Annotated in this window: 14 protein-coding genes and 2 tRNA genes; 9 read left to right on the top strand and 7 right to left on the bottom strand. The window is 40.6% G+C overall.

From position 1 onward, the window contains the following. Positions 1 to 60: 60 nt before the first annotated feature. On the bottom strand, positions 61 to 1,374 hold the full coding sequence (gene purD / locus A994_RS01700; RefSeq protein ID WP_004029527.1) for a phosphoribosylamine--glycine ligase: 1,314 nt from the start codon (positions 1,372 to 1,374) through the stop codon (positions 61 to 63). A 334-nt stretch (positions 1,375 to 1,708) separates the two neighbouring features. Between purD and A994_RS01695 the strand changes: the two genes are divergently transcribed. The 4 genes from A994_RS01695 (at position 1,709) to A994_RS01680 (ending at position 6,393) form a co-directional block, all read left to right on the top strand. After that, positions 1,709 to 3,445: an acetolactate synthase large subunit gene (locus A994_RS01695; RefSeq protein ID WP_004029526.1), complete on the top strand. Its 1,737-nt coding sequence runs from the start codon at positions 1,709 to 1,711 to the stop codon at positions 3,443 to 3,445. A gap of 1 nt (position 3,446) precedes the next feature. Further along, a complete protein-coding gene (gene ilvN / locus A994_RS01690) occupies positions 3,447 to 3,947 on the top strand; it encodes an acetolactate synthase small subunit (RefSeq protein WP_004029525.1) in 501 nt (166 codons plus the stop codon). 261 nt (positions 3,948 to 4,208) lie between these two features. Continuing rightward, positions 4,209 to 5,195 carry a ketol-acid reductoisomerase gene (gene ilvC, locus A994_RS01685; RefSeq protein WP_004029524.1) on the top strand — a complete coding sequence of 329 codons (987 nt, stop codon included), beginning with the start codon at positions 4,209 to 4,211 and terminating at the stop codon, positions 5,193 to 5,195. A 193-nt stretch (positions 5,196 to 5,388) separates the two neighbouring features. Beyond that, complete coding sequence (locus A994_RS01680) at positions 5,389 to 6,393, top strand: methanogenesis marker 12 protein (RefSeq protein ID WP_004029523.1); 1,005 nt, start codon at positions 5,389 to 5,391, stop codon at positions 6,391 to 6,393. Between the two features lie 349 nt (positions 6,394 to 6,742). Here the strand turns inward: A994_RS01680 and surE are convergent, their stop codons facing one another. Continuing rightward, positions 6,743 to 7,519: a 5'/3'-nucleotidase SurE gene (gene surE / locus A994_RS01675; RefSeq protein ID WP_004029522.1), complete on the bottom strand. Its 777-nt coding sequence runs from the start codon at positions 7,517 to 7,519 to the stop codon at positions 6,743 to 6,745. 130 nt (positions 7,520 to 7,649) lie between these two features. Between surE and A994_RS01670 the strand changes: the two genes are divergently transcribed. After that, positions 7,650 to 8,504: a restriction endonuclease gene (locus tag A994_RS01670; protein WP_052309300.1), complete on the top strand. Its 855-nt coding sequence runs from the start codon at positions 7,650 to 7,652 to the stop codon at positions 8,502 to 8,504. 428 nt (positions 8,505 to 8,932) lie between these two features. On the opposite strand, the gene A994_RS01665 is transcribed toward A994_RS01670, so the two are convergent. Beyond that, positions 8,933 to 9,004: transfer RNA gene (locus tag A994_RS01665), tRNA-Val, on the bottom strand. A gap of 83 nt (positions 9,005 to 9,087) precedes the next feature. Beyond that, positions 9,088 to 9,159: transfer RNA gene (locus A994_RS01660), tRNA-Val, on the bottom strand. Positions 9,160 to 9,582: 423 nt separating this feature from the next. Between A994_RS01660 and ilvE the strand changes: the two genes are divergently transcribed. Together ilvE and uppP are read left to right on the top strand one after the other, a co-directional pair. Further along, entirely contained in the window at positions 9,583 to 10,503 is a 921-nt protein-coding gene (gene ilvE, locus A994_RS01655) for a branched-chain-amino-acid transaminase (protein WP_004029520.1), read from the top strand. Positions 10,504 to 11,052: 549 nt separating this feature from the next. Next, on the top strand, positions 11,053 to 11,892 hold the full coding sequence (gene uppP / locus A994_RS01650; RefSeq protein ID WP_004029519.1) for an undecaprenyl-diphosphatase UppP: 840 nt from the start codon (positions 11,053 to 11,055) through the stop codon (positions 11,890 to 11,892). 155 nt (positions 11,893 to 12,047) lie between these two features. Here the strand turns inward: uppP and A994_RS01645 are convergent, their stop codons facing one another. Then, the gene (locus A994_RS01645) at positions 12,048 to 12,779 is read right to left on the bottom strand and encodes a cyclase family protein (protein WP_004029518.1); all 732 of its coding nucleotides are present in this window, start codon (positions 12,777 to 12,779) and stop codon (positions 12,048 to 12,050) included. A gap of 97 nt (positions 12,780 to 12,876) precedes the next feature. Further along, positions 12,877 to 13,944 carry a nicotinate mononucleotide-dependent phosphoribosyltransferase CobT gene (gene cobT / locus A994_RS01640; RefSeq protein WP_048204027.1) on the bottom strand — a complete coding sequence of 356 codons (1,068 nt, stop codon included), beginning with the start codon at positions 13,942 to 13,944 and terminating at the stop codon, positions 12,877 to 12,879. A 348-nt stretch (positions 13,945 to 14,292) separates the two neighbouring features. On the opposite strand from cobT, the gene A994_RS01635 reads away from it, so the two are divergent. Further along, entirely contained in the window at positions 14,293 to 15,948 is a 1,656-nt protein-coding gene (locus tag A994_RS01635) for a bifunctional N(6)-L-threonylcarbamoyladenine synthase/serine/threonine protein kinase (RefSeq protein WP_004029515.1), read from the top strand. Positions 15,949 to 16,224: 276 nt separating this feature from the next. Here A994_RS01635 and acs read toward each other — a convergent pair whose 3' ends face one another. Then, the gene (gene acs, locus A994_RS01630) at positions 16,225 to 18,129 is read right to left on the bottom strand and encodes an acetate--CoA ligase (RefSeq protein WP_004029514.1); all 1,905 of its coding nucleotides are present in this window, start codon (positions 18,127 to 18,129) and stop codon (positions 16,225 to 16,227) included. Positions 18,130 to 19,149: 1,020 nt separating this feature from the next. Between acs and A994_RS01625 the strand changes: the two genes are divergently transcribed. Beyond that, on the top strand, positions 19,150 to 20,391 hold the full coding sequence (locus tag A994_RS01625; RefSeq protein WP_004029513.1) for a hypothetical protein: 1,242 nt from the start codon (positions 19,150 to 19,152) through the stop codon (positions 20,389 to 20,391). Positions 20,392 to 20,437 lie beyond the last annotated feature (46 nt).

The following is a 20,437-nucleotide window of genomic DNA, read 5'->3' as shown; positions in this document are numbered from 1 at the left end:
CTCAACATTACTCCATCCATTCATGAAGAATTATTTACACTCTAATTTTTTTGTGGATGTTTATGATTTGCGGATTTCATTCATATGCTGGATACGTTTCAGGATAATTTCATCAGTTCCCACATCACTACGGTGGTACAGGTCCCCGTGCACGTGCTGGGTAGCTCTTTCACAGCGCTCTTCGGCATCATGGATACTGTCTCCCGTGGTGACCAGGCCCAGTGCCCTGGAACCAGTGGTTAATACATTTCCATCTTTTTGGTTTACTGCTGCGTAAAACACCAGCCCACCCTCGGCTTTAATCTTTTCTTCATCCACCAGAATAGGTTGGCCCGATTTTCCACTTTCAGGATAACCATTGGGGACCAGATATTTGCAGACTGTTGCCTGTGGCTTGAAATGAGCTTTTTTAAGGTTTCCGTCAACTACTCCCTGGCATAATTCTACCATACTGGTTTCCAAAAGTGGCAGTACGTTCATGGCTTCTGGATCTCCGAAACGAGCATTGTATTCCACTAATTTAGGTCCGTCACGGCATAACATGAATTGACCGTACAAAACTCCCTTGTAAGGACCTACCTCTTTTTTAACTGCATTAATGGTTTCTTCCATGACTTTAACCGCAGAATCATACTCTTTTGATTCAAGAAATGGTAAAAGACCATTTTTATCAGAATATGAACCCATTCCCCCAGTTATTGGGCCCTGATCTCCCTCGTAGGCATGAGGATGATCCTGAGCTGCTGGCATTGGAATTAAATGATCTCCATCCACCAGAGCCTGTACTGTGAATTCTTCACCCACCAGACGTTCTTCTATGACCACGCTGGCATGACCGCCAATTTTATTGTCAATAATCTCTTTAACGTAATTTTTAGCTTCTTCTGAGTCTTTAAGGTGTTCACCTACGATTTTAACTCCCTTCCCCCCGGTTAAACCTACTGGCTTCACCACCACATCATCACCAAAGTCATCGATGAACTCACCGGCATCTTCTACTGTGTCAAAGGCACCGTAGGCAATGGATCCGGAGATGTTATGTTTGGTGAATAACTCCCTCATGAATGCCTTGTCTGTTTCAATTCTGGCAGCTTGACGTGTGGGTCCCACACAGGGAATGCCCGCTTCCTGGAGCATGTCCACTATTCCGTGTTCCAGGGGTGCTTCTGGTCCGATTATGGCCATGTCCACTTTCCAATCCAGGGCCTGTTTTTTCACCCCTTCAATGTCCATTTCACTACCAATCTTGAATTGGGAGATACGGGCGATACCCGGATTTTGATTGCTCATTATTGAATAAATATCAGCTTCTTTATGTAACGCCTGACAAATGGCGTGTTCTCTTGCTCCAGTTCCTACCACCAGAATCTTCATATTAACCCTCCAAGTTTCTTAAATTAAATCTTTAATTCCACACACATATAATTCATGGTTTTATAAAGGAGCCTTTGGTGAAGCTGTAAATGCTCCACTAAAAAACCCTTTATTTACCTTTTAAATATCGTTACGTGCCAGATATTAGGTAGGTTAACCATGTAAATAGTTTATCAACCTTTAATGAATTCCAATTATTATTATACATACAAATACATATAACATGAAAACTAATCGGCATATAATAAAATAATGTGGATTTTTTTAAATAAAATTTTTAAATAAAGGAAATTTGTAAGGAAATTTGTCAAGCAACACAATTTAGGTGTCAAATATGAAGGGCAGTCAAGCCATAATAAAGTCACTAACCGATGAGGGAGTGGACGTAGTCTTCGGATATCCTGGAGGAGTCCTACTCCCCCTGTACGATGTAATCTACGATTCAGACCTCAAACACATACTGGTAAGGCACGAACAGTGCGCAGCCCACGCAGCAGACGGTTACGCTCGGGCCTCTGGTAAAGTAGGTGTATGCATAGGCACTTCCGGTCCTGGAGCCACCAACCTGGTGACCGGTATTGCCACAGCTTACATGGACTCCGCTCCTATTGTAGCCCTGGCAGGGCAGGTAGGTACCTCCCTAATTGGTAACGACGCATTTCAGGAAGTAGACACCATAGGCATGACCATGCCCATTAGCAAACACAATTTCCAGGCTATGGAATCATCAGAAATACCCCCGATGATAAGATCATCGTTTTACATAGCTCGAACTGGTAGACCCGGCCCAGTGGTGGTTGATTTGCCTAAAGATGTCCAGGAAGGTGAACTTGATTATCCAGAAAACATAACCATTGACCTGCCAGGTTATAAACCCACCAAAAAAGGACATCCCCTGCAGGTTAAAAAAGCCGCAGAACTGATATTAAAATCTAAAAAACCAGTTATTCTTGCAGGAGGCGGTGTGATCCTTTCCGGTTCATCACCCGAGCTACAGCACCTATCAGAAATAATCGGAGCACCAGTAACCACCAGTTTAATGGGTAAAGGATGTTTCCCTGAAGATCATCCACTATCACTGGGAATGCTGGGAATGCACGGCCGTGTAGCATCCAACATGCTGGTAGATGAATGTGACTGTCTCATTGCAGTGGGTTGTCGATTCTCAGACCGTACCACAGGAGATGTGAATAAATTCTCACCTAACGCTAAAATAATTCACATTGACGTTGATCCAGCTGAGATTGGGAAGAATATAGATGTGACTGTGCCCATTGTGGGTGATGCCAAGATCATCCTATCCCACTTATTGAGGATCATATCCCAAACACAGCAGCCTAACAATCATGACTGGACAGATTACGTAAAAACCTTCCGTGCCAGTTGTATGCCCCGTCTTTCATTTGATGACATGCCCCTTAAACCACAGCAGGTTATAAAAGAGATTTCAGAAGCAGTTACAGATGATACCATAATAACAACTGATGTTGGTCAGAACCAGATGTGGATGGCCCATTATTTCACCTCCAGAAATCCGAGGAAGTTCATATCATCAGGAGGCCTGGGAACCATGGGATTCGGTTTCCCTGCAGCCATGGGAGCCAAAGTAGCAATGCCAGATAATGATGTGGTAGCAGTTTGCGGAGACGGTGGATTCTTAATGGTCTGCCAGGACCTGGCAACGGTTAAGGAATATGACATTCCAGTGGTTGTCTGTGTCCTGGACAACCGTTATCTGGGAATGGTGGCCCAGTGGCAGAAACTGTTCTACGATGAGAGAATCTCCCAGACCAAACTCAATGCCATGCCTGACTTTGTTAAACTGGCCGAAGCTTTCGGAGTCAACGCTCACCGTGTGGAACGTCCCGGCGAGATGAAAGAAACACTGAAAAACGCCTTGAATTCAGGAGAACCAACTCTAATTGATGTGATGATCGATCCAAATGAGATCCTACCTATGGTACCCCCAGGATGCGGTCTCACTGAAATCGTTGGAGAATACAAGGTTGAAAGGGAAAACCCGGGTGAGATAAACTACCGACCTTCTGCCCAGGAAACTGGAGGTGATTAAAATGGACCAGCAGAGAAGCCATATAATCAGTGCCATAGTACTGCACAGGCCAGGTGTCCTCCAGCGTGTTGCTGGCCTGTTCACCCGTAGAGGTTTCAACATCGACAGTATCACTGTAGGACCCTCAGAACAGGATGGACTTGCCCGTATGACCATCATCTCCCAGGGGGATGATAAAATCCTGGAACAGATCACCAAACAACTGAATAAGATCATCGAAGTGATTAAGGTGCGGGATCTGGATGCAGAGGGAACTGTAATCCGGGAGCTGTGTCTTATCAAGACCCATGCCACATCAGAAAGATCCCGTTCAGAGATCATTCAATATGCCAAGATATTCAGGGGCAGAATCGTTGATGCAGGACCAGAAAATCTCACTCTGGAGATCACCGGAACACCTGAAAAAATCGACGCACTCATTGACCTTTTAAGAAGCTTTGGTATCAAAGAAATCTCCAGAACTGGACCAACCGCCATATCAAGGGGTTCAAAAACAATATAAAATTTATTATTGATCCTTAACCCCCCCTTATTTTTATTTTTAATACTAAAGCAATCCCCTAAATTACACCTTAAATATTGTTATTCCCTATAAATAAGGTGTTTTTAGAAGTTAAATGCGTTTAATATGCCTTAATTCAACTCAGGGCAAACTTTATTAATCAAACTCCATCAATATTAGACATATAAAAAAAACCTAAGAAAAAAATTTCTTATATGCCCCTGGTGGTATTTCTTTTGAATTTTAAAAGAGGTGACCCATATGAAGATTTACTATGAAAAAGACGTGGATATAGACGTACTTAAGGATAAAACCATAGCAGTTATTGGATACGGAAGTCAAGGAATGGCTCAAGCCCGAAACATGGCCGAAAGTGGACTGAATGTTGTGGTCGGACTCCGAAAAGGAGGAAAATCCTGGAAAATCGCAGCTGATCATGGAATGAAAGTTTTAACCGTTGAAGAAGCTGCAGAAGTAGCTGATGTTATTCACGTGCTCATTCCTGATGAAATACAGGCTGATGTTTACGAAAAATCAATCAAACCTGGCCTGAAAGAAGGTAACACCCTCAGTTTCTCCCACGGATACAACATACACTACCAGTACATAAAACCACCAGCCAATGTTAACGTTACCATGATCGCCCCTAAAGGTCCTGGTTCCACAGTTCGCGGACAGTACGTTGATGGATTCGGTGTTCCTGGCCTGGTGGCAGTCCAGCAGGATTACACTGGCAATGCACAGCAGGTGGCACTGGCCATGGGCCAGGGAAGCGGCCTAACCCGCGCTGGAGTCCTCGAAACCACCTTCAAAGAAGAAACTGAAACTGATCTGTTTGGTGAACAGGCAGTTCTCTGTGGAGGAGTCACTGAACTCATAAAAGCAGGGTTCCAGACCCTGGTGGAAGCTGGATACCAGCCAGAAGTCGCTTACTTTGAAACCTGTCACGAAGTCAAACTCATCGTTGACCTCATATACAAGAAAGGATTCGCTGGAATGTGGAATGATGTCAGTAACACTGCAGAATTTGGAGGATTAACCCGAAGGGAAAGAGTTATAACTGAAGAATCCCGTAGGGAAATGAAAGAAATCCTCAAAGAAATCCAGAACGGTAAATTCGCCAAAGAATGGGCCCTTGAAAACCAGGCCGGAAATCCTCAACTCAACAGGATGAGGGCCATAGAAGACGAACTGGAAATTGAAAAACGGGGCAAAAAGCTCAGAAAACTCTGTGGACTGGAAGAATAATTCTTTTCCACCCTTTTTTTATTTGAAAACAGGATTTTATCTAATGATTTTATTCAGATAACCTTATCTGATGACTTTATCAGTTTAGTTTATTTAATGACTTATCTAAATGGTTATTATTTAAATCATCAAAATTACTAATTTAACTTACTTCTCTTTCACTAATACTGATCTTACCCCGGGTGAACTAAAAATGGTATTTGTAGGAATGGATCACGGAACCACAGGTGTTTCTTTTACAGTTTTAGAACCAGAACCAGAACATCTCAAGATAGGACGGGATGAACTCTCCGCTGGTGAGGTTTCCGCAATGGAAGAACTTTCCAGGATAGTTGATCTGGATTCAATCCAGCTGATGGCCATTACCTACGCCATGGGTGACGGTATAAACAAAATAACACCCCTTGAACATGTGAAAAATAGGGGTATTCTCTCCATTGAAGGAGCAGGAAAGGTTACCGGTGGTGGTACCGCTGTTTATGAGGAGATTGAAAATTCAGGAATTCCCACTGTTTTAATACCTGGACTACACCAGAACACCCCTTCCATGGATCCTAGGTTCAAAGCTGCGTATTCTCATCACGCCAGTGCAGAAAAGGTGAGTATATGTTACAATGCCCATCTGGAAACTGGATATGAGCACTTCATTGTATCGGATATCAGCTCCAACACCGTGAGTCTTCTCCTGGAAAATGGGAAAATCAGGGGGGCGGTGGATGCCTGTCTTGGTTCCATGGGAATTGTTCACGGGCCCCTGGATTTGAAGATGATTCGTGATGTTGATGAAGGATTACGCACTGCTAACCAGTGTTTTTCCCGTGCAGGTGCAGTTAAAGTGGCTGGTATTGATGAAAAGGTGGCCCACGCCAAGGACGTTCTCCTGAAACGATACCAGGAAAAAGACCCCCAGGCCGAGCTGGCCCTGGAAACCATGCTCATGACTATTGTCATGGAAATATGGGGACTGGCAGGAATCGCCAATAATGAAATAGAGGGAGTGGTACTAACGGGTTCGGTGGGATCCATGCAGGAACCATTTGATTTTTTCGGTTCACTGCAGGATGAAGTGGAAGACATTGGAGAAGTGGTAATGCTACCCCCGACATCTGGTTCCGTGGGAAGCGCCCAGATTGCTAAGGCTGTTTTTGAAGGTGCAGATGATATACTGGGAATTGGAGTACACTCCAAACCAGAATAGTGACATTTTCAACTTTTAACGCACGAAAAATAAGATTATGGCACCTTAAAAGTAAGTCTACTGTAGAATTTATTCCTTGAATAGTATTGTTCCAGCTGGAGAAGCACAACAATTTATTTTCTACTGTAGAAAATATTCTCAGCATATAACCTTAAAACTCAGTATAATCCATTAATACCCAGCATAATATCCTAATACTCAGTATAATACCTTGAAATTATCCGGATTTTAGCTGAATTTTATCTACTGTAGAAAAATATGAAACCTCTCTTAAGCCCTATTTTTAAAAATAAAAGATAATTAATCCTCAAAAAAATTTAAATCCTCGAAATATTAAAAAAGTTAAATTTTATTCCATCCATCCATCCATCAATTCCAGGGGAGCTGTTGCATCCAGAGAAATGGGAGTTAAAGTTGCACATCTTTCACGCTTAAGAGTATGGACATCGGTACCCTCCTCATCATCCTCTACAGAATCACCATCAATCCAGTAGTATGGTCTTCCCCGGGGATCCAGGCGTTCGGTAATATGCACCCGATACATTCTCTCACCTAAACGGGTGAGCCGTATACGATCGCTTTCAGGGTGGGATGGAATATTCAGGTTTAAAAAATCAACCCCTTCTGGCAACCCTTTCTTTAAGATCATCCTGGCAACCCTCTCCGTCATCTTCTGAGCATGGGAAAAGTCCAGATCCACGTGACCATCATGAAACTTGATATCTCCCCGAGTAACTTGCATTGAAACTGAAAGTGCGGGGATACCGTTAACTGCTGCCTCCATGGCAGCTCCAATTGTTCCAGAAGTGGTTAACTCTGATTTTCCCAGGTTTTCACCAATATTAATTCCAGATATAACTAAATCCGGCTTTTCATCAGCGATTTGAAAGATACCAATAATTAACGCATCCGTGGGGGTTCCAGAAACCATATGGGCCTCACTACCATCATTCATAGTTGTAGCTGTAACTCTAATCGGTTCAAAAAGGGTTAATGCATGGCCAATTCCACTTTGTTGAGTGGCCGGGGCAACTACCAGTGTTTGGTCCAGTTTTTCTGCTGCTTTTTTAGCAGCGATGATTCCTGAGGAGTTAACTCCATCATCATTAGTGATGAGAATGGTCATAAAAGCAAATTTATACCTCAACATCTAAATAGTTTGCGCGGCAGTAACCAGTTGGTGAGGGGAACAGTTTTAAGTATAAAGAAATAAAAAACAAATATTATCATCTAGTAAATAAAGAAACTATGGGGTGATGTTATATCATCACTGTTTGAAGGTGGGGGAAGTGGATAAAAACAGATTAGTCAAATTCATGGCAAGGATAATGGAAGAATCAGGCTTCAAGGTCTACCGTAACTTCCAGACTTCCCGACACATCATTGACATCTACGGAGTTCTACCCACCATCCTCGGAGATATTGGGGTGGTTGTAGCCTGTAAAAACTATGATGACCGATGGGAAGTAGGTCTTGACGTTTTGAAGGAGATGGAAATGGTGGGAAAAACCCTGAAAGCCTCCAAGATCGTGGTGGTAACCACCTCGTACTTTACCAAAAGTGCAGTAAACTACGCTGACCGCAGGAACATCAAAACCATAGATAAAGATGGGTTAGTAGCACTGGCCAAAAAATTTTCCACCCAGCATGAGGATTATAGTGGAGTCCAAGTATACGATGAAGACGAAGGAGAAGGTGGGGGAAATCCAGAGGTAGTCGAAGATTACACACCTTCATCAAGCACTGCATCGTCGTTTCCAAAGACATCACCCTCTTCCGGTTTCTTCAGCAGGGGAAAGGGAAGTTTAGATCGATCCAACAAATCAAGATCATTCTCCATGCCAGAGGCACCCGGTCTTAAACCCCTCTTAACCAATACAATATCCCTGATAATAATTGTATTCCTGCTTTCATCCCTTATAACCTACGTAATCAGTATGGGATACACCAATACTGCTATTTTAGGAGTCACGAAAATATTAATTTCCGCAGTCTTATCCTATGGACTGGTGATGGCTGTGGAGCGTGACGTGACCACCACTCTCAGTAAAGGAACAATCGTATTCTTTGTTTCCCTGGTGATCTACGTTATCATGATCGTAGTCACGTAAACTTCCTTTTTTTAGATAAGTCCATTTTTTTAAACTTTTTAATCCATTTTTTTAGATTTTAACGATTGATTTCATTTTAACCATTTAAGAATCTGATTTTATAGATTTACAAACAGTAACAGAAGCATTAAGAGAAAAATTACAAAACTAAGGTAAGATATTCAACAAAACTGATTCAACAAAACTGATTCAACAAAGTGATTCAACAAAAGTGACCAATGTGATCCAACCAAGACCACCAGGAAATCCAAATACTTGATCTAAAAGTGGCCCAATATACGGAATGATTTCAACTGCAAAGATTCATTAAAAGACGCACGATAATCTGAAAGTTAAACACTTTTGCTTGTACCTATTCAACTGTATCTTTAATCTGATTAATTCATTCCAAAAATTTAAAAAAGTTCATGCCATTGGAGTAGATGGAATGGGCCGGAGGAGATTCGAACTCCTGATCACCTCGGTGTGAGCGAGGTATCATACCCCTAGACCACCGGCCCAGCTGTAATAAGATTTCAAATATGATTTAAGCTTCTTATTAATCTTAAAATAACAAATACGGATTTATTAAATGATTTAAAAATGGGCCGGAGGAGATTCGAACTCCTGATCACCTCGTTGTAAGCGAGGTATCATACCCCTAGACCACCGGCCCATACTAGGTACTTCCATGGTTTGGTAGGGAAGTTATATAAAGTTTTCCAAGATGGTTGGTTGCCAGTATGAAAATGGATTTGTAAAAAGATGATAATCTAGGACTTTAATTAAACACCATAACCTTCTTAAATCCACCATAGAGAGTTTAGTTTAACGATACTCAAAATTAAATCGATTGTTGAATTTGAAATAAGTGGTTAAACTTGAAATAAAATTGATTCTGAATAAACTAAGTTAAATTTGAAATAATATATCAATTCAATTACATAACCGGTCAATTACAAGCCCCAGGAAAATTTAACCATTTATGAAAATATAGCTACAGGATTATTACCGGCAAATAGTTGGTAAATATAATTTAATAAACTAGTGTAACCAATAGATTCTGGATAAGATCATTATTTAATTTTTGAGGGATAACATGGCCTTTGACGAGTCAGGAAAAATATGGTTCAATGGAGAATTAGTTGATTGGAAGGAAGCAAACATTCATGCATTATCACACGTAGTTCACTACGGATCCAGTGTTTTTGAGGGAATAAGGTGTTATAATACTAAAAAAGGTCCGGCAGTGTTCCGCTTAAAAGAACATGTTCAACGCCTCTACAACTCCGCTAAAATCTATCGAATGGAAATACCCTACTCTCAGGAAGACTTCTGTCAGGCTATCCTGGATACCATCAAGATTAACCAGCTGGATGCGTGCTATATTCGTCCTGCTATATTCCGAGGTTATGCTGAACTGGGAGTTTATCCCCTGAACTGCCCGGTGGAATCCATTATCGCTGTCTGGGCCTGGGGAAAATACCTGGGAGAAGAGGCTCTGGAAAATGGAGTGGATGTTGGTGTTTCTACCTGGCGCCGTATGGCTCCCAACACCATGCCCAACATGGCCAAAGCCGGTTCTAACTACATGAACAGCCAGCTGGCCAAAATGGAAGCCGTGTCCAATAATTATGATGAAGCTATAATGCTGGACTACCAGGGAATGGTCAGTGAAGGTAGTGGAGAAAACATATTCATTGTAAAGGACGGAGTCCTGCACACACCACCCCGTGCTTCTTCATTGCTGGACGGTATTACCAGGAATTCTGTAATCACCCTGGCCAGAGACATGGATTTGGAAGTTAAAGAAGAAGAAATACCCCGGGAAATGCTTTACGTAGCCGATGAACTCTTTTTAACCGGTACTGCAGCCGAAATAAGTCCCATAAGATCGGTTGACCGCATAACTGTAGGTAATGGTAAGCGGGGAGAAATTACGAAAAAATTACAGGACGATTTCTTCGCAATTTTAGAGGGTAATGCAGAGGATAAGTATGGTTGGTTAACTTTTGTTTAACTTAAAGAGTTTCTAGAATAATTCTTCAAAAATCAATTTAATCTGAAAACCCAACTTAAAAAATACTTTTTTTTAAATTTTTATTTTTAATAGTCAACTTCTATTTTTAATTTACAGTTTTTAGTTCCATCGCTCGCTATCCTGTTTTAGCCATTTTTTTGGTTTTAGATAGTTTCCCAAAGTTCAATTTATTAAAATTATAATAATTTTAAGTGAATGGTCAAGCGAATTTGGGTGTAATTTATGGGGAAATAATAGATAAATAGGGGTAAATCCTGGAATAAGCTTATTTTAAGTTAAAATTAATATTCAATTGAAGGTAAGTAGATTATTCATGTATCTGTTGTTATAAGTTATAAGTTAGAACTTATATCTTACAACTTATAACTTATAATCACATGTTTTAAATACCGGCTAAACGTATTAATTACCTTCAGATTACCTTTTAACTATACTAAATTAAGGCATAATAGAAGTGAAAAATAAAAAATAAGAGACCATAGGTAAAATATTAAATTGGCATCGTAGTAAAAATTTGGAGAAGTTATTATGGATATTATTCAAGCAATAATAATGGGTGCAGTGCAAGGATTAACTGAATTCCTGCCAGTGAGCAGTTCAGCCCACCTGGTCATAGCCCCTCAGTTACTGGGCACACAATCCAGTCTGGCATTTGACACCCTCTTACACGTAGGTACTCTGGTAGCAGTGATAGGATACTTCTGGAAAGATATCACATCCATGATAAAAGCATTAGTAGCCAGTCTTCGTGATATTCCCAGAGGGAACTTCAAAGAAGGTGTGAAGGAAGATCCATTTAAAAGATTAACCTGGCTGGTAGTGGTAGGTACCATTCCGGCGGGTTTAATGGGAGTACTGTTTAAAAGTGAGTTCGAAAGCCTTTTCAACTCCGTTACAGCAGTTGGTTTTTTCCTCCTTATAACTGGAGTCATCCTGTGGGGTTCAGAATGGATAGCAAAGAAAAACAAGGATAAAAAAGGTAAAGATGTTAAAGAAGTTAGCTTTACCAATTCACTGGTTATTGGACTTTTCCAGGGATTTGCCATTGCACCCGGGATATCCAGATCAGGATCCACCATTGCCGCAGGATTATTCTCCGGACTGGAGAGAAAACTAGCTGCACGTTACAGCTTCTTACTCTCCATACCAGCCATACTTGGTGCGGCGCTAATACAGGCCAAGGACATTGTTAGTTTTGATGCAAACCTGGAAGTTCTAATTGCTGGATTCTTATCAGCAGCTATCTTCAGTTACCTGGCAGTTAAATTCATGATGGGCTACATCCAAAAACACAGCCTGAACATATTTGCTATTTACTGCTGGATTGTAGGTGCACTGACCATTATAATTTCAATGGTATGGGTATAAGGATTTTTAAATCCCCTTCTTCACCATTTTTTCCTGTAAAGAAATAAAAATTAGCATTTTAATTTTTTAAATGAATAGATCTCCTATTCTATTTTTAATCTTATTTTATGTTTATAAATAAATAATTTAGAAAAAAATTATGATTAAATTAATGATTATAATCTGATTTTAACCAGTACAGTACAGGGAGCACTGTCAATTCCCTCAACCTGCCATGGAATAACCATCAATTCATCCAAAATCATGCCCTGCTCTATGGCCCGTAAATTCAGATCCTCCACAAAAAGGAGGGGTTTACCCAGATCCTCCTGTGTTCGGAAGGCAGTCTGGTGAAGGTCAATCATTTCCTGCATCCTACCATACCTGGACATTGAAACTGTGTCTATGGCCAGACATTTCAGTTTAGGGAGTTTGCGGCGGAGATAATTAGCAGTTTCTGGTGCCACTCCTGGATTCTTAGTCAGGTACATTTCAGGGTCTTTTTCACGATACTTTCCAAATCCAGTGCGTATTAAGACACAGTCAAAATCCAAATCATGATCTTCAAAGTTTCTAAGGAGTGGGGCCAGATCTTCTGGATTTATAATCTCATCTGGCCTTTTAAGACATTCCAAAACAATTGGTTTGTGAAAAATCAGTTCATCGGGATCATAGGTAAATATGGGACGTCCATTTTTCAGGAAATGAGCTGGTGCATCCACATGGGTCCCGGAATGATTTTCAACAGTTATAACTGAAGTATTGTAATCTGCTCCCTCATTAATCTGGGTTTTGGGGGTTATTTTTATTTTAGTCAGGTCGGGGTGAACTGGTGTGTCCTCAGTGAGGTTATAGGATAGTTTCAAGTACCTGAAATTATTCCTTGATTTATTATCATTGTTTCCCATTTTATATGCCTATCTTATGGTTTTAATGTATAATAATGAAGAATTGAATTTTTTTTAAAAAATACAATCCAACCCGTGAGGTTAAATTTAACCTATGTTAAAAAATTTCCCGACATAATTCCTCGGTTTTTAACCTTATATCATCAATGTGAACACCCTTAAGCTGAGCAGCGAACATTGCCCCTCCCGCACCGGCACCTTCTTTCACTGCACCCTGGGTGTACTTTTGAAGTCCCTGGTTTTCGGATTTTTCAAATCCGGGATCAACTGCGAATATGTCTATGGGTGCGATCTGTCGGGCTATGTAATTGATGTCCGCAGTTTCATCAGTGGCCACAAAAATGGTGGTAGCTATGGAAACATCCTGAAAATCAAAATTTTCCACTGCTTCCTTGAGGAATGCACACACTGCAGTCATCTGGGTCCCACCAGCTAATGTAACCGGTACTGTGCTGCCTGCTGTTATTCCAGCCACCGCAGGGATCATGGGATCACCAACTGTTCCCACTGCCTGAAAGGGATCCAGTGGGATTTCACTGGCCAAACCCGCAGTTTCCAATCCCTGTTCCACTGTTTGACGTTTCAGTGAGTGGGGGTTTTCTGGTGTGCTGCCACTGATTTTCCCCCAGGCTTCATAGCCCATGGCTTCCAGAACACCCAGGGCTGTGGTGGTTCCTGCAGGGGTGCTTTCACCAATTACCAGGTGATCAGTGAGTTTGGAAAGGGTTTTCCCCAGTATAATCCCCTTATTAAATATTTCCAGAGGATTACTAACGGCTTTACCGGTGACAATATTCTCTCCCTGTTTATCGTTTATATTCACGTAAGGAAGTCCAGGTTTAACAGCTGATCCTGCATCAGCAACCAGGAATGGGATATCAGCCATTTCAAGTGAGGCTTTTGTAATCACTGCAGGGGTGGGTGCTGCTCCCCCATCCACCACAGTTTGAGGTATTTCCGGAAGACACTTAGGGGCACCATGGGCAATTAACTCCACATCTGCCGCAGGGGTGTAATCAGTTAATTCAGGTGATGCTCCCGCACCGGTTATTCCAGGTATTCGTGAAGTTAAAGTGGTAGCAATGACACATAAAAATAATGAATCTTTATTCTCCAGTTTACGGAGTTTATCTTGTGAACCGAAACTCCTAACAGATTTATCCATACCAGATTTATCCATATAAATTCCTCTTTTAAAATAATATAAAAAAATTACAACTTAACTAATTGCACACTGATTTTTTTAGAACTTAAATTTTATCTGACTATAAAGTAGGGTGAGGTTCTATATAAAAATAAATTTTTCAGAAAAAATAAATTTCCGGTGAAAAACAGCACAGGTCATGGTTTACATAATTCCTGTGAAAAATAAAATAAGGAGAAAAAAGAGATATTAAGAAATGTTTAGTAATTCATCTGGAAAGTTAATGAAAAGCTAATCTTATTATCTTTAAAAGGAAACCTCTTTAATGTGTAAATTTCGCGATATATGGTAGTTTAGAGTGTGATATAGTTGATATGTATAGGTTTAGAGGGAACAGCAGAAAAAACTGGTGTGGGAATTGTGGACTCTGAAGGGAACATACTGGCCCTGCAGGGCCGAGCACTCCTCCCAGAAAAAGGCGGAATTCATCCCCGTGAAGCAGCCGAGCACCATGCCCAGAATCTGGTCCCCCTGATAAAAAAATCCCTGGAAGAAGCAGATTTAGGTCTGACGGATCTGGACATGGTAGCCTTTGCACGCGGCCCTGGTCTGGGTCCTGCCCTGCGTACTGTGGCCACTGCTGCCCGTAGCCTGGCCCTTTCTCTGAATGTGCCAATTGTGGGTGTGAACCACTGCATAGGACATATAGAAATTGGAAGACTGACCACCGGCTGTCAGGACCCCCTTACACTGTATGTGAGTGGAGGAAACACCCAGGTAACTGCTTTTGACTCAGGACGCTACCAAATATTCGGGGAAACCCTGGACATTGCCATCGGAAACTGCCTGGACCAGTTCGCCCGTACTGTTGGCCTGGGACACCCAGGGGGCCCCAGGGTAGAGGAACTGGCATTGACATCGGACAATTACCTGAAATTACCCTACACTGTGAAGGGGATGGACCTGTCGTTCTCTGGTTTACTCACCGCTGCCATCCGCAAATACGAATCTGGAGCTCGTCTGGAAGATGTTTGTTACAGTCTTCAGGAGACTGCATTCGCCATGCTGGTGGAGGTAACTGAACGGGCACTGGCCCATTCTAAAAAATCAGAAGTTCTCCTGGTGGGTGGAGTGGCAGCCAACCAGCGTCTGAGACAGATGCTGGAAGTCATGACCCAGGAACATTACGCTGATTTTTTCATGCCCGAAATGAGGTACTGTGGAGATAATGGGGCCATGAATGCCTGGCTGGGATTGTTAATGCATCAGAAGGGTTTAAAAAACCAGCAAGGTAGAAAAAATGACATCACTGACACCCAGGTTATACAGAGATACCGCACTGACCAGGTGGATGTGCCCTGGATGAAAAAATCAGCCCGGAAACTGGAACTCCCGGCTGAAATGGTGGCCAAGGGTGCTGAGGCCAATATCTACAGCGACCAGTACCTTGGTGAAGAAGTCCTGGTAAAAAAGAGGGTGGTTAAGGGTTACCGAATCAAGGAGATAGATACGCACCTTCGCCGGAAGAGAACCAAGAATGAGGCTAAACTCCTGGGAGAAGCCAAACGCTGCGGAGTGGTTACCCCCCTAATTTTTGATGTGGATTTAAATGAAAGTGCCCTTACCATGGAGCAAATTAATGGAACCGAGGTTAAGGAGCTTTTCAGCGGGAAAAATTCCCTTGATTTATCCGAAATAAAGACCATTTCCAGGATAATTGGTGAAAATCTAGCCAGACTCCATGACTGTGGTATAATACACGGGGACCTCACCACCAGCAACCTCATACTCAGTGAAGATGAGGATTGTGTGGTGTTCATTGATTTTGGTCTGGGTAAAATATCTAATCTGGTTGAAGATAAGGGAGTGGATCTTCTGGTGTTTAAAAAGGCCATTAATGGGATTCACCATGATATCAGCCAGGAATGTTTTGATTCCATAATCAAAGGATACGAAGGTGCCCAGGATTACCAGCAAATAGTGGCTAAAATTGAGGAAATAGAGGGTAGAGGACGTTATACTTAGACTGGAATTATATTTCGCCTATATTATTTGCCAGCTTATATTTGCTAGACTATATTGCCCGACTGGAACTATATTCTGTGACTGAAATATATTATGATAAGTTATAAGTTATATCTAATAAGTTATAAGTTATAACCCAATACCAGCCCCCCCCATGTCAATTTTCAACTAAAGAGACGTTTAGGAAAAAAATAAAAATAAGATAAAAAAAAGATTTGTAGGATTATTTAGAGATATTGATTTTAAAGAAGGATTTGAGGAAATAAATCCCACAACCTATTCTTCCAGTGTGGACAAATCTCCCAAATCTTTTCCTTCTTCCTGGGCACGGAGTACCCTGCGCATGATCTTACCACTTCTGGTTTTAGGTAGCTTGTCAACCTGAGTTATGTCACCTAAAACCGCTACCGGTCCCAGTTCGTAACGCACGTGTCTTTGTAACTCACTAATAAGTTTGGTGGTTAACTTGTAATCTTCTTTAAGGATTACAAATGCTTTTATAACCTGTCCTTTGATTGGGTCTGATTTACCAATTACTGCTGCTTCAGCCACAGCAGGGTGTGATGAAAATGCAGATTCAACCTCTGAGGTTCCCACCCGGTGACCAGCGATCTTCAGTACATCATCAGAACGACCCTGTATCCAGATATAACCATCTTCATCCTTCCGGGCCATGTCCCCGGCTCGGTAAAATCCTCCAGGGATGTCTTTCCAGTAAACATTCACGAACCGTTCTTCATCTTTATACAGGGTCCTGAACATGGCAGGCCATGGTTTTTTAACCACCACATAACCATCTTCCCCAACAGGAACCGGGTTCCCATTTTTATCCACCACATCTATATCCACACCAGGGAAGGGAAGGGTTGGTGTACCTGGTTTTAGGGGAGAAACAGGGAGTGGAGTGATCATGTGCATTCCAGTCTCAGTCTGCCACCAGGTGTCCATTATTGGTGTTTTTTCGTTTCCAATGTTCTTGTACAACCACATCCAGGCGGCAGGATTCATTGGTTCACCCACACTACCCAGAATCTTCAATGAAGAAAGATTATAGAAGGTTGGGTATTTACTACCGTACCGCATGAGGTGTCTTACTGCAGTGGGTGAGGTGTATAGTTTGGTTACCCCGTATTTTTCCACTATCTTCCACCATATACCAGGATCAGGATAATCTGGTGCTCCTTCGTATACCAGGGTGGTGGTTCCCAGAAGCAGTGGCCCGTACATGAGGTAGCTGTGACCGGTGATCCAGCCAATATCCCCGGTACACCACCAGAGGTCACCATTATGGATGTCAAAGACGGTTTTTAAGGTGGTAGCCACTCCCACCATGTATCCAGCAGTGGTGTGGAGAACTGCTTTAGGTTTTCCAGTACTACCAGAGGTGTAAAGTATGAACAGAGGATCTTCAGAGTCCATCTCCTCAACTGGACATTCATCTGGTTCACCCTCCAGTAGTGTTTCGTAGAATATTTCCTTACCACTCAATTCAGACATGTGGATGGGGTTTCCAGCGTGCTGCACCACGATGGTGGTTTCAATGGTGTGACACTTTAATAGGGCCTCGTCTGCGATCTTTTTAAGATCAATAACTTTACCCCGGCGGAAGGTTCCATCGGCAGTTATGAGAACCTTGGCCTTGGCATCGTTCATTCGCTCCACAAATGCACCCACACTCAGTCCAGAATAAACCACACTGTGTACTGCCCCTATCTTGTTACAGGCCAGCATGGAGACCAAGAGTTCCGGGCACATGGGCATGTACATGGAAACTGTATCCCCCTTTTCTATGCCCAGATTCTTCAGGGCATTGGCCATTTTATTCACTTCACGGTAAAGCTCGTAGTAGGTGAGTTTTTTCTCATCACCCCTCTCATTTGCATAGAGAATAGCCACCTGATTCCTTTTATCAGTGTGTATCCACCGGTCAACCGCATTGTACGCCAGGTTTATTTTTCCATTGGTGAACCATTTGTAGAAGGGTTTCTGGCTTTCATCCAGGACTTTATCCCATTTCTGGAACCATTCAAACTGTTCTGCCTTTTCAGCCCAGTACTTCTCAATGTCTTTACCCTTCTCTATTTCTGCCTCCCAGTTTTTAACGTGGGCTTCTTCCACCAGCATGTAATTAGGTTTAAACACTTTTTTCTCATTATTCGAGTTATTACCGCTTTTTACCATGTTTTCACCCTTTGAAGTTTTTATTTATCAGCATTTACAGAAAATAGCCGATTTTTTTGGTTAAATTTCATTCAATAGATCTTCCTAAACTAGCTTAATCCCAATCTCATAATAATTCATTATTTTTTATTACGAAAAGGGGTTAGACCACTTTCATGATAAATTAGTTCTTGGTTTAATTTTGGAATTAAAACTATTTAGAAATGCTTTTTTCCAGGAATTTGACTTACTTTTTAAAATAAAACACAATTTTTAACAATCACTCAACGATCTACACAACTTAACATATACTCAGTTTTCGGTCCATTGAAGCCATTGGTAACATTCTAACACTCTTTAGAGACCTTAAGAAGTATATAAATGCTACTGTTTAGGAGAACTTTTACAAATTTTTAGGGAATATTTGTTGAGTATAAACCATTAAAAGTAATGAATAAGGAGAATAATTATGTGGCAAAATTAATTTCTTTATGTGTGAAAATTAATTTCGGAGTTTAGTTAAGCTTTATCCATTCATAAAAACCAGTTAGATGTGGAATATCAAATGAATAGCAAATAAATTTCCATGCAAGGATGGAATCACATGAGCAAAAATGAAGATGATTTAGACATAACCTTTGTAATTGGAAAAAGATAACCAGTTTAGGCTTCACATTTAGTTCTACCTTCACCTAGTTTTTATATAACCATATTATAACATATAAAACTTGTTATCTCTTATCGAAGATACAATGCAGAATAAAATATTCTGATAATAATGTTTTTTTCCAATAAGATTCAATTGTTTTTTTAATGATATCTGAATTGAAAGTGTAAAAAAAATTGAGGGGGGGTGCATATTTAGTGAAGAATCCTCAAATAAAAATTATATTAAAAATATTAGTTATCGTTACATTTGAAAGATATTTCGGGCTATTATTTAAAAATCAGCCCTTTTTGAAAATTTAATTTGGAATATAATATTAAAAATATTTATTAATAATAAAATAAAATTTCTACTTGTTTTTGTGACGTGATAAAATGACAGGGAAAAATGAGGATAATTCCAATAACTTCGTGGATTCTCAAAAAACAATTGCCAAAAAAGAATTTGAAGAACAAAAAAATATTAATATGGATATTTTAGAGGATTCAACGTCTGAATTAGTCATTTTACCTGAAAATAAAATTTTGGTAGAATTTAATGAGGAAGAAAATCGGTTTCTGTCCACAACAAAAGAAATTTTAACTATTTTATCCGAAAATGGTGTAAACGCATCTTTATATGATGATGGTAGAAAGCAAACAGAAATTGTACTCCATTCTACACCAATTGATATTGTTTTACCATATTTGTATATGGTAGCTGAACCTACGCGAGATTTAATAATTGGTATCGTTGGTGCATGGATATATGACAAATTCATCAAGCGTGAAGATGGAAATAATGAAGAATACAACATTACAGTAAATTTTGTAAATCAAAACAATGATGGCAACATGGAAATTAGAAAAATCAAAGGTAAGCCAGAAGAAGTTTATGAAGCTCTTGAGGCAGATATGTCCATCAAACCATCATTGAAAAATCCAGTTCAACAAGTACCATTGTATACTGAAGAGAGAACAAAAAAAGCAGCCGAATATTACTCAAAAGCCCAGGAAGAAATAAACCAAGGTTTTAGAAAGATACTTGAAGAAGATGAAACTCATGCTGAACTTATAATTAGATCCGCTTTAAGTTCATTACGACAAGCATATCTCCATGATAACAAAGATAAATATAAAAATGAACTATTACGCATGGGGAATTTCGTTTATGAGCGTTTCGGTTGTGAATTAGAAGTTAGTGAGGATGGTATTGCAAATCTTGATTGTCCAGTGATTCTTTCTGATTTTCGCAAAGGGTTTAGTATAGGTGCCACAGCGTCAGGTGTATGCTCAATTTGTGGAAAATCTACGTTTGAATGCGCACATTTACCTGGAAGAACTTATGATAATGTTGTTTGCTACAAAGAAGATAGATGTAACATATGTCGACAAGAAAATTGTGATCATGAAATTGGTAGTAGGTATAACGACGTTAAAGCATTAAACATTATAACTAAATTAAAAGGAGACCATATTGCTTTTGTTGAAAACCCATTAGATCCAAGTAATGCAGTCACTAATATCCCTACACATGTAGATAGATTGTTAAAAGACTTTCCTGCATCTGAAAGAAAAAAAATTTATAATGAAAGTTCTAAAAAATTGAAATGTCAGTTGTGCCGTCGTCCAAATTGATTTATTAAACTAGTTTCAATCCATTAACAAAAAAGCTATGTTATTT

This window comes from Methanobacterium formicicum DSM 3637 (genome assembly GCF_000302455.1).
GTDB lineage: Archaea > Methanobacteriota > Methanobacteria > Methanobacteriales > Methanobacteriaceae > Methanobacterium > Methanobacterium formicicum_A.
The sequence above is the reverse complement of the archived record's forward strand: the minus strand, read 5'-3'. Positions and strand labels throughout refer to the sequence as shown.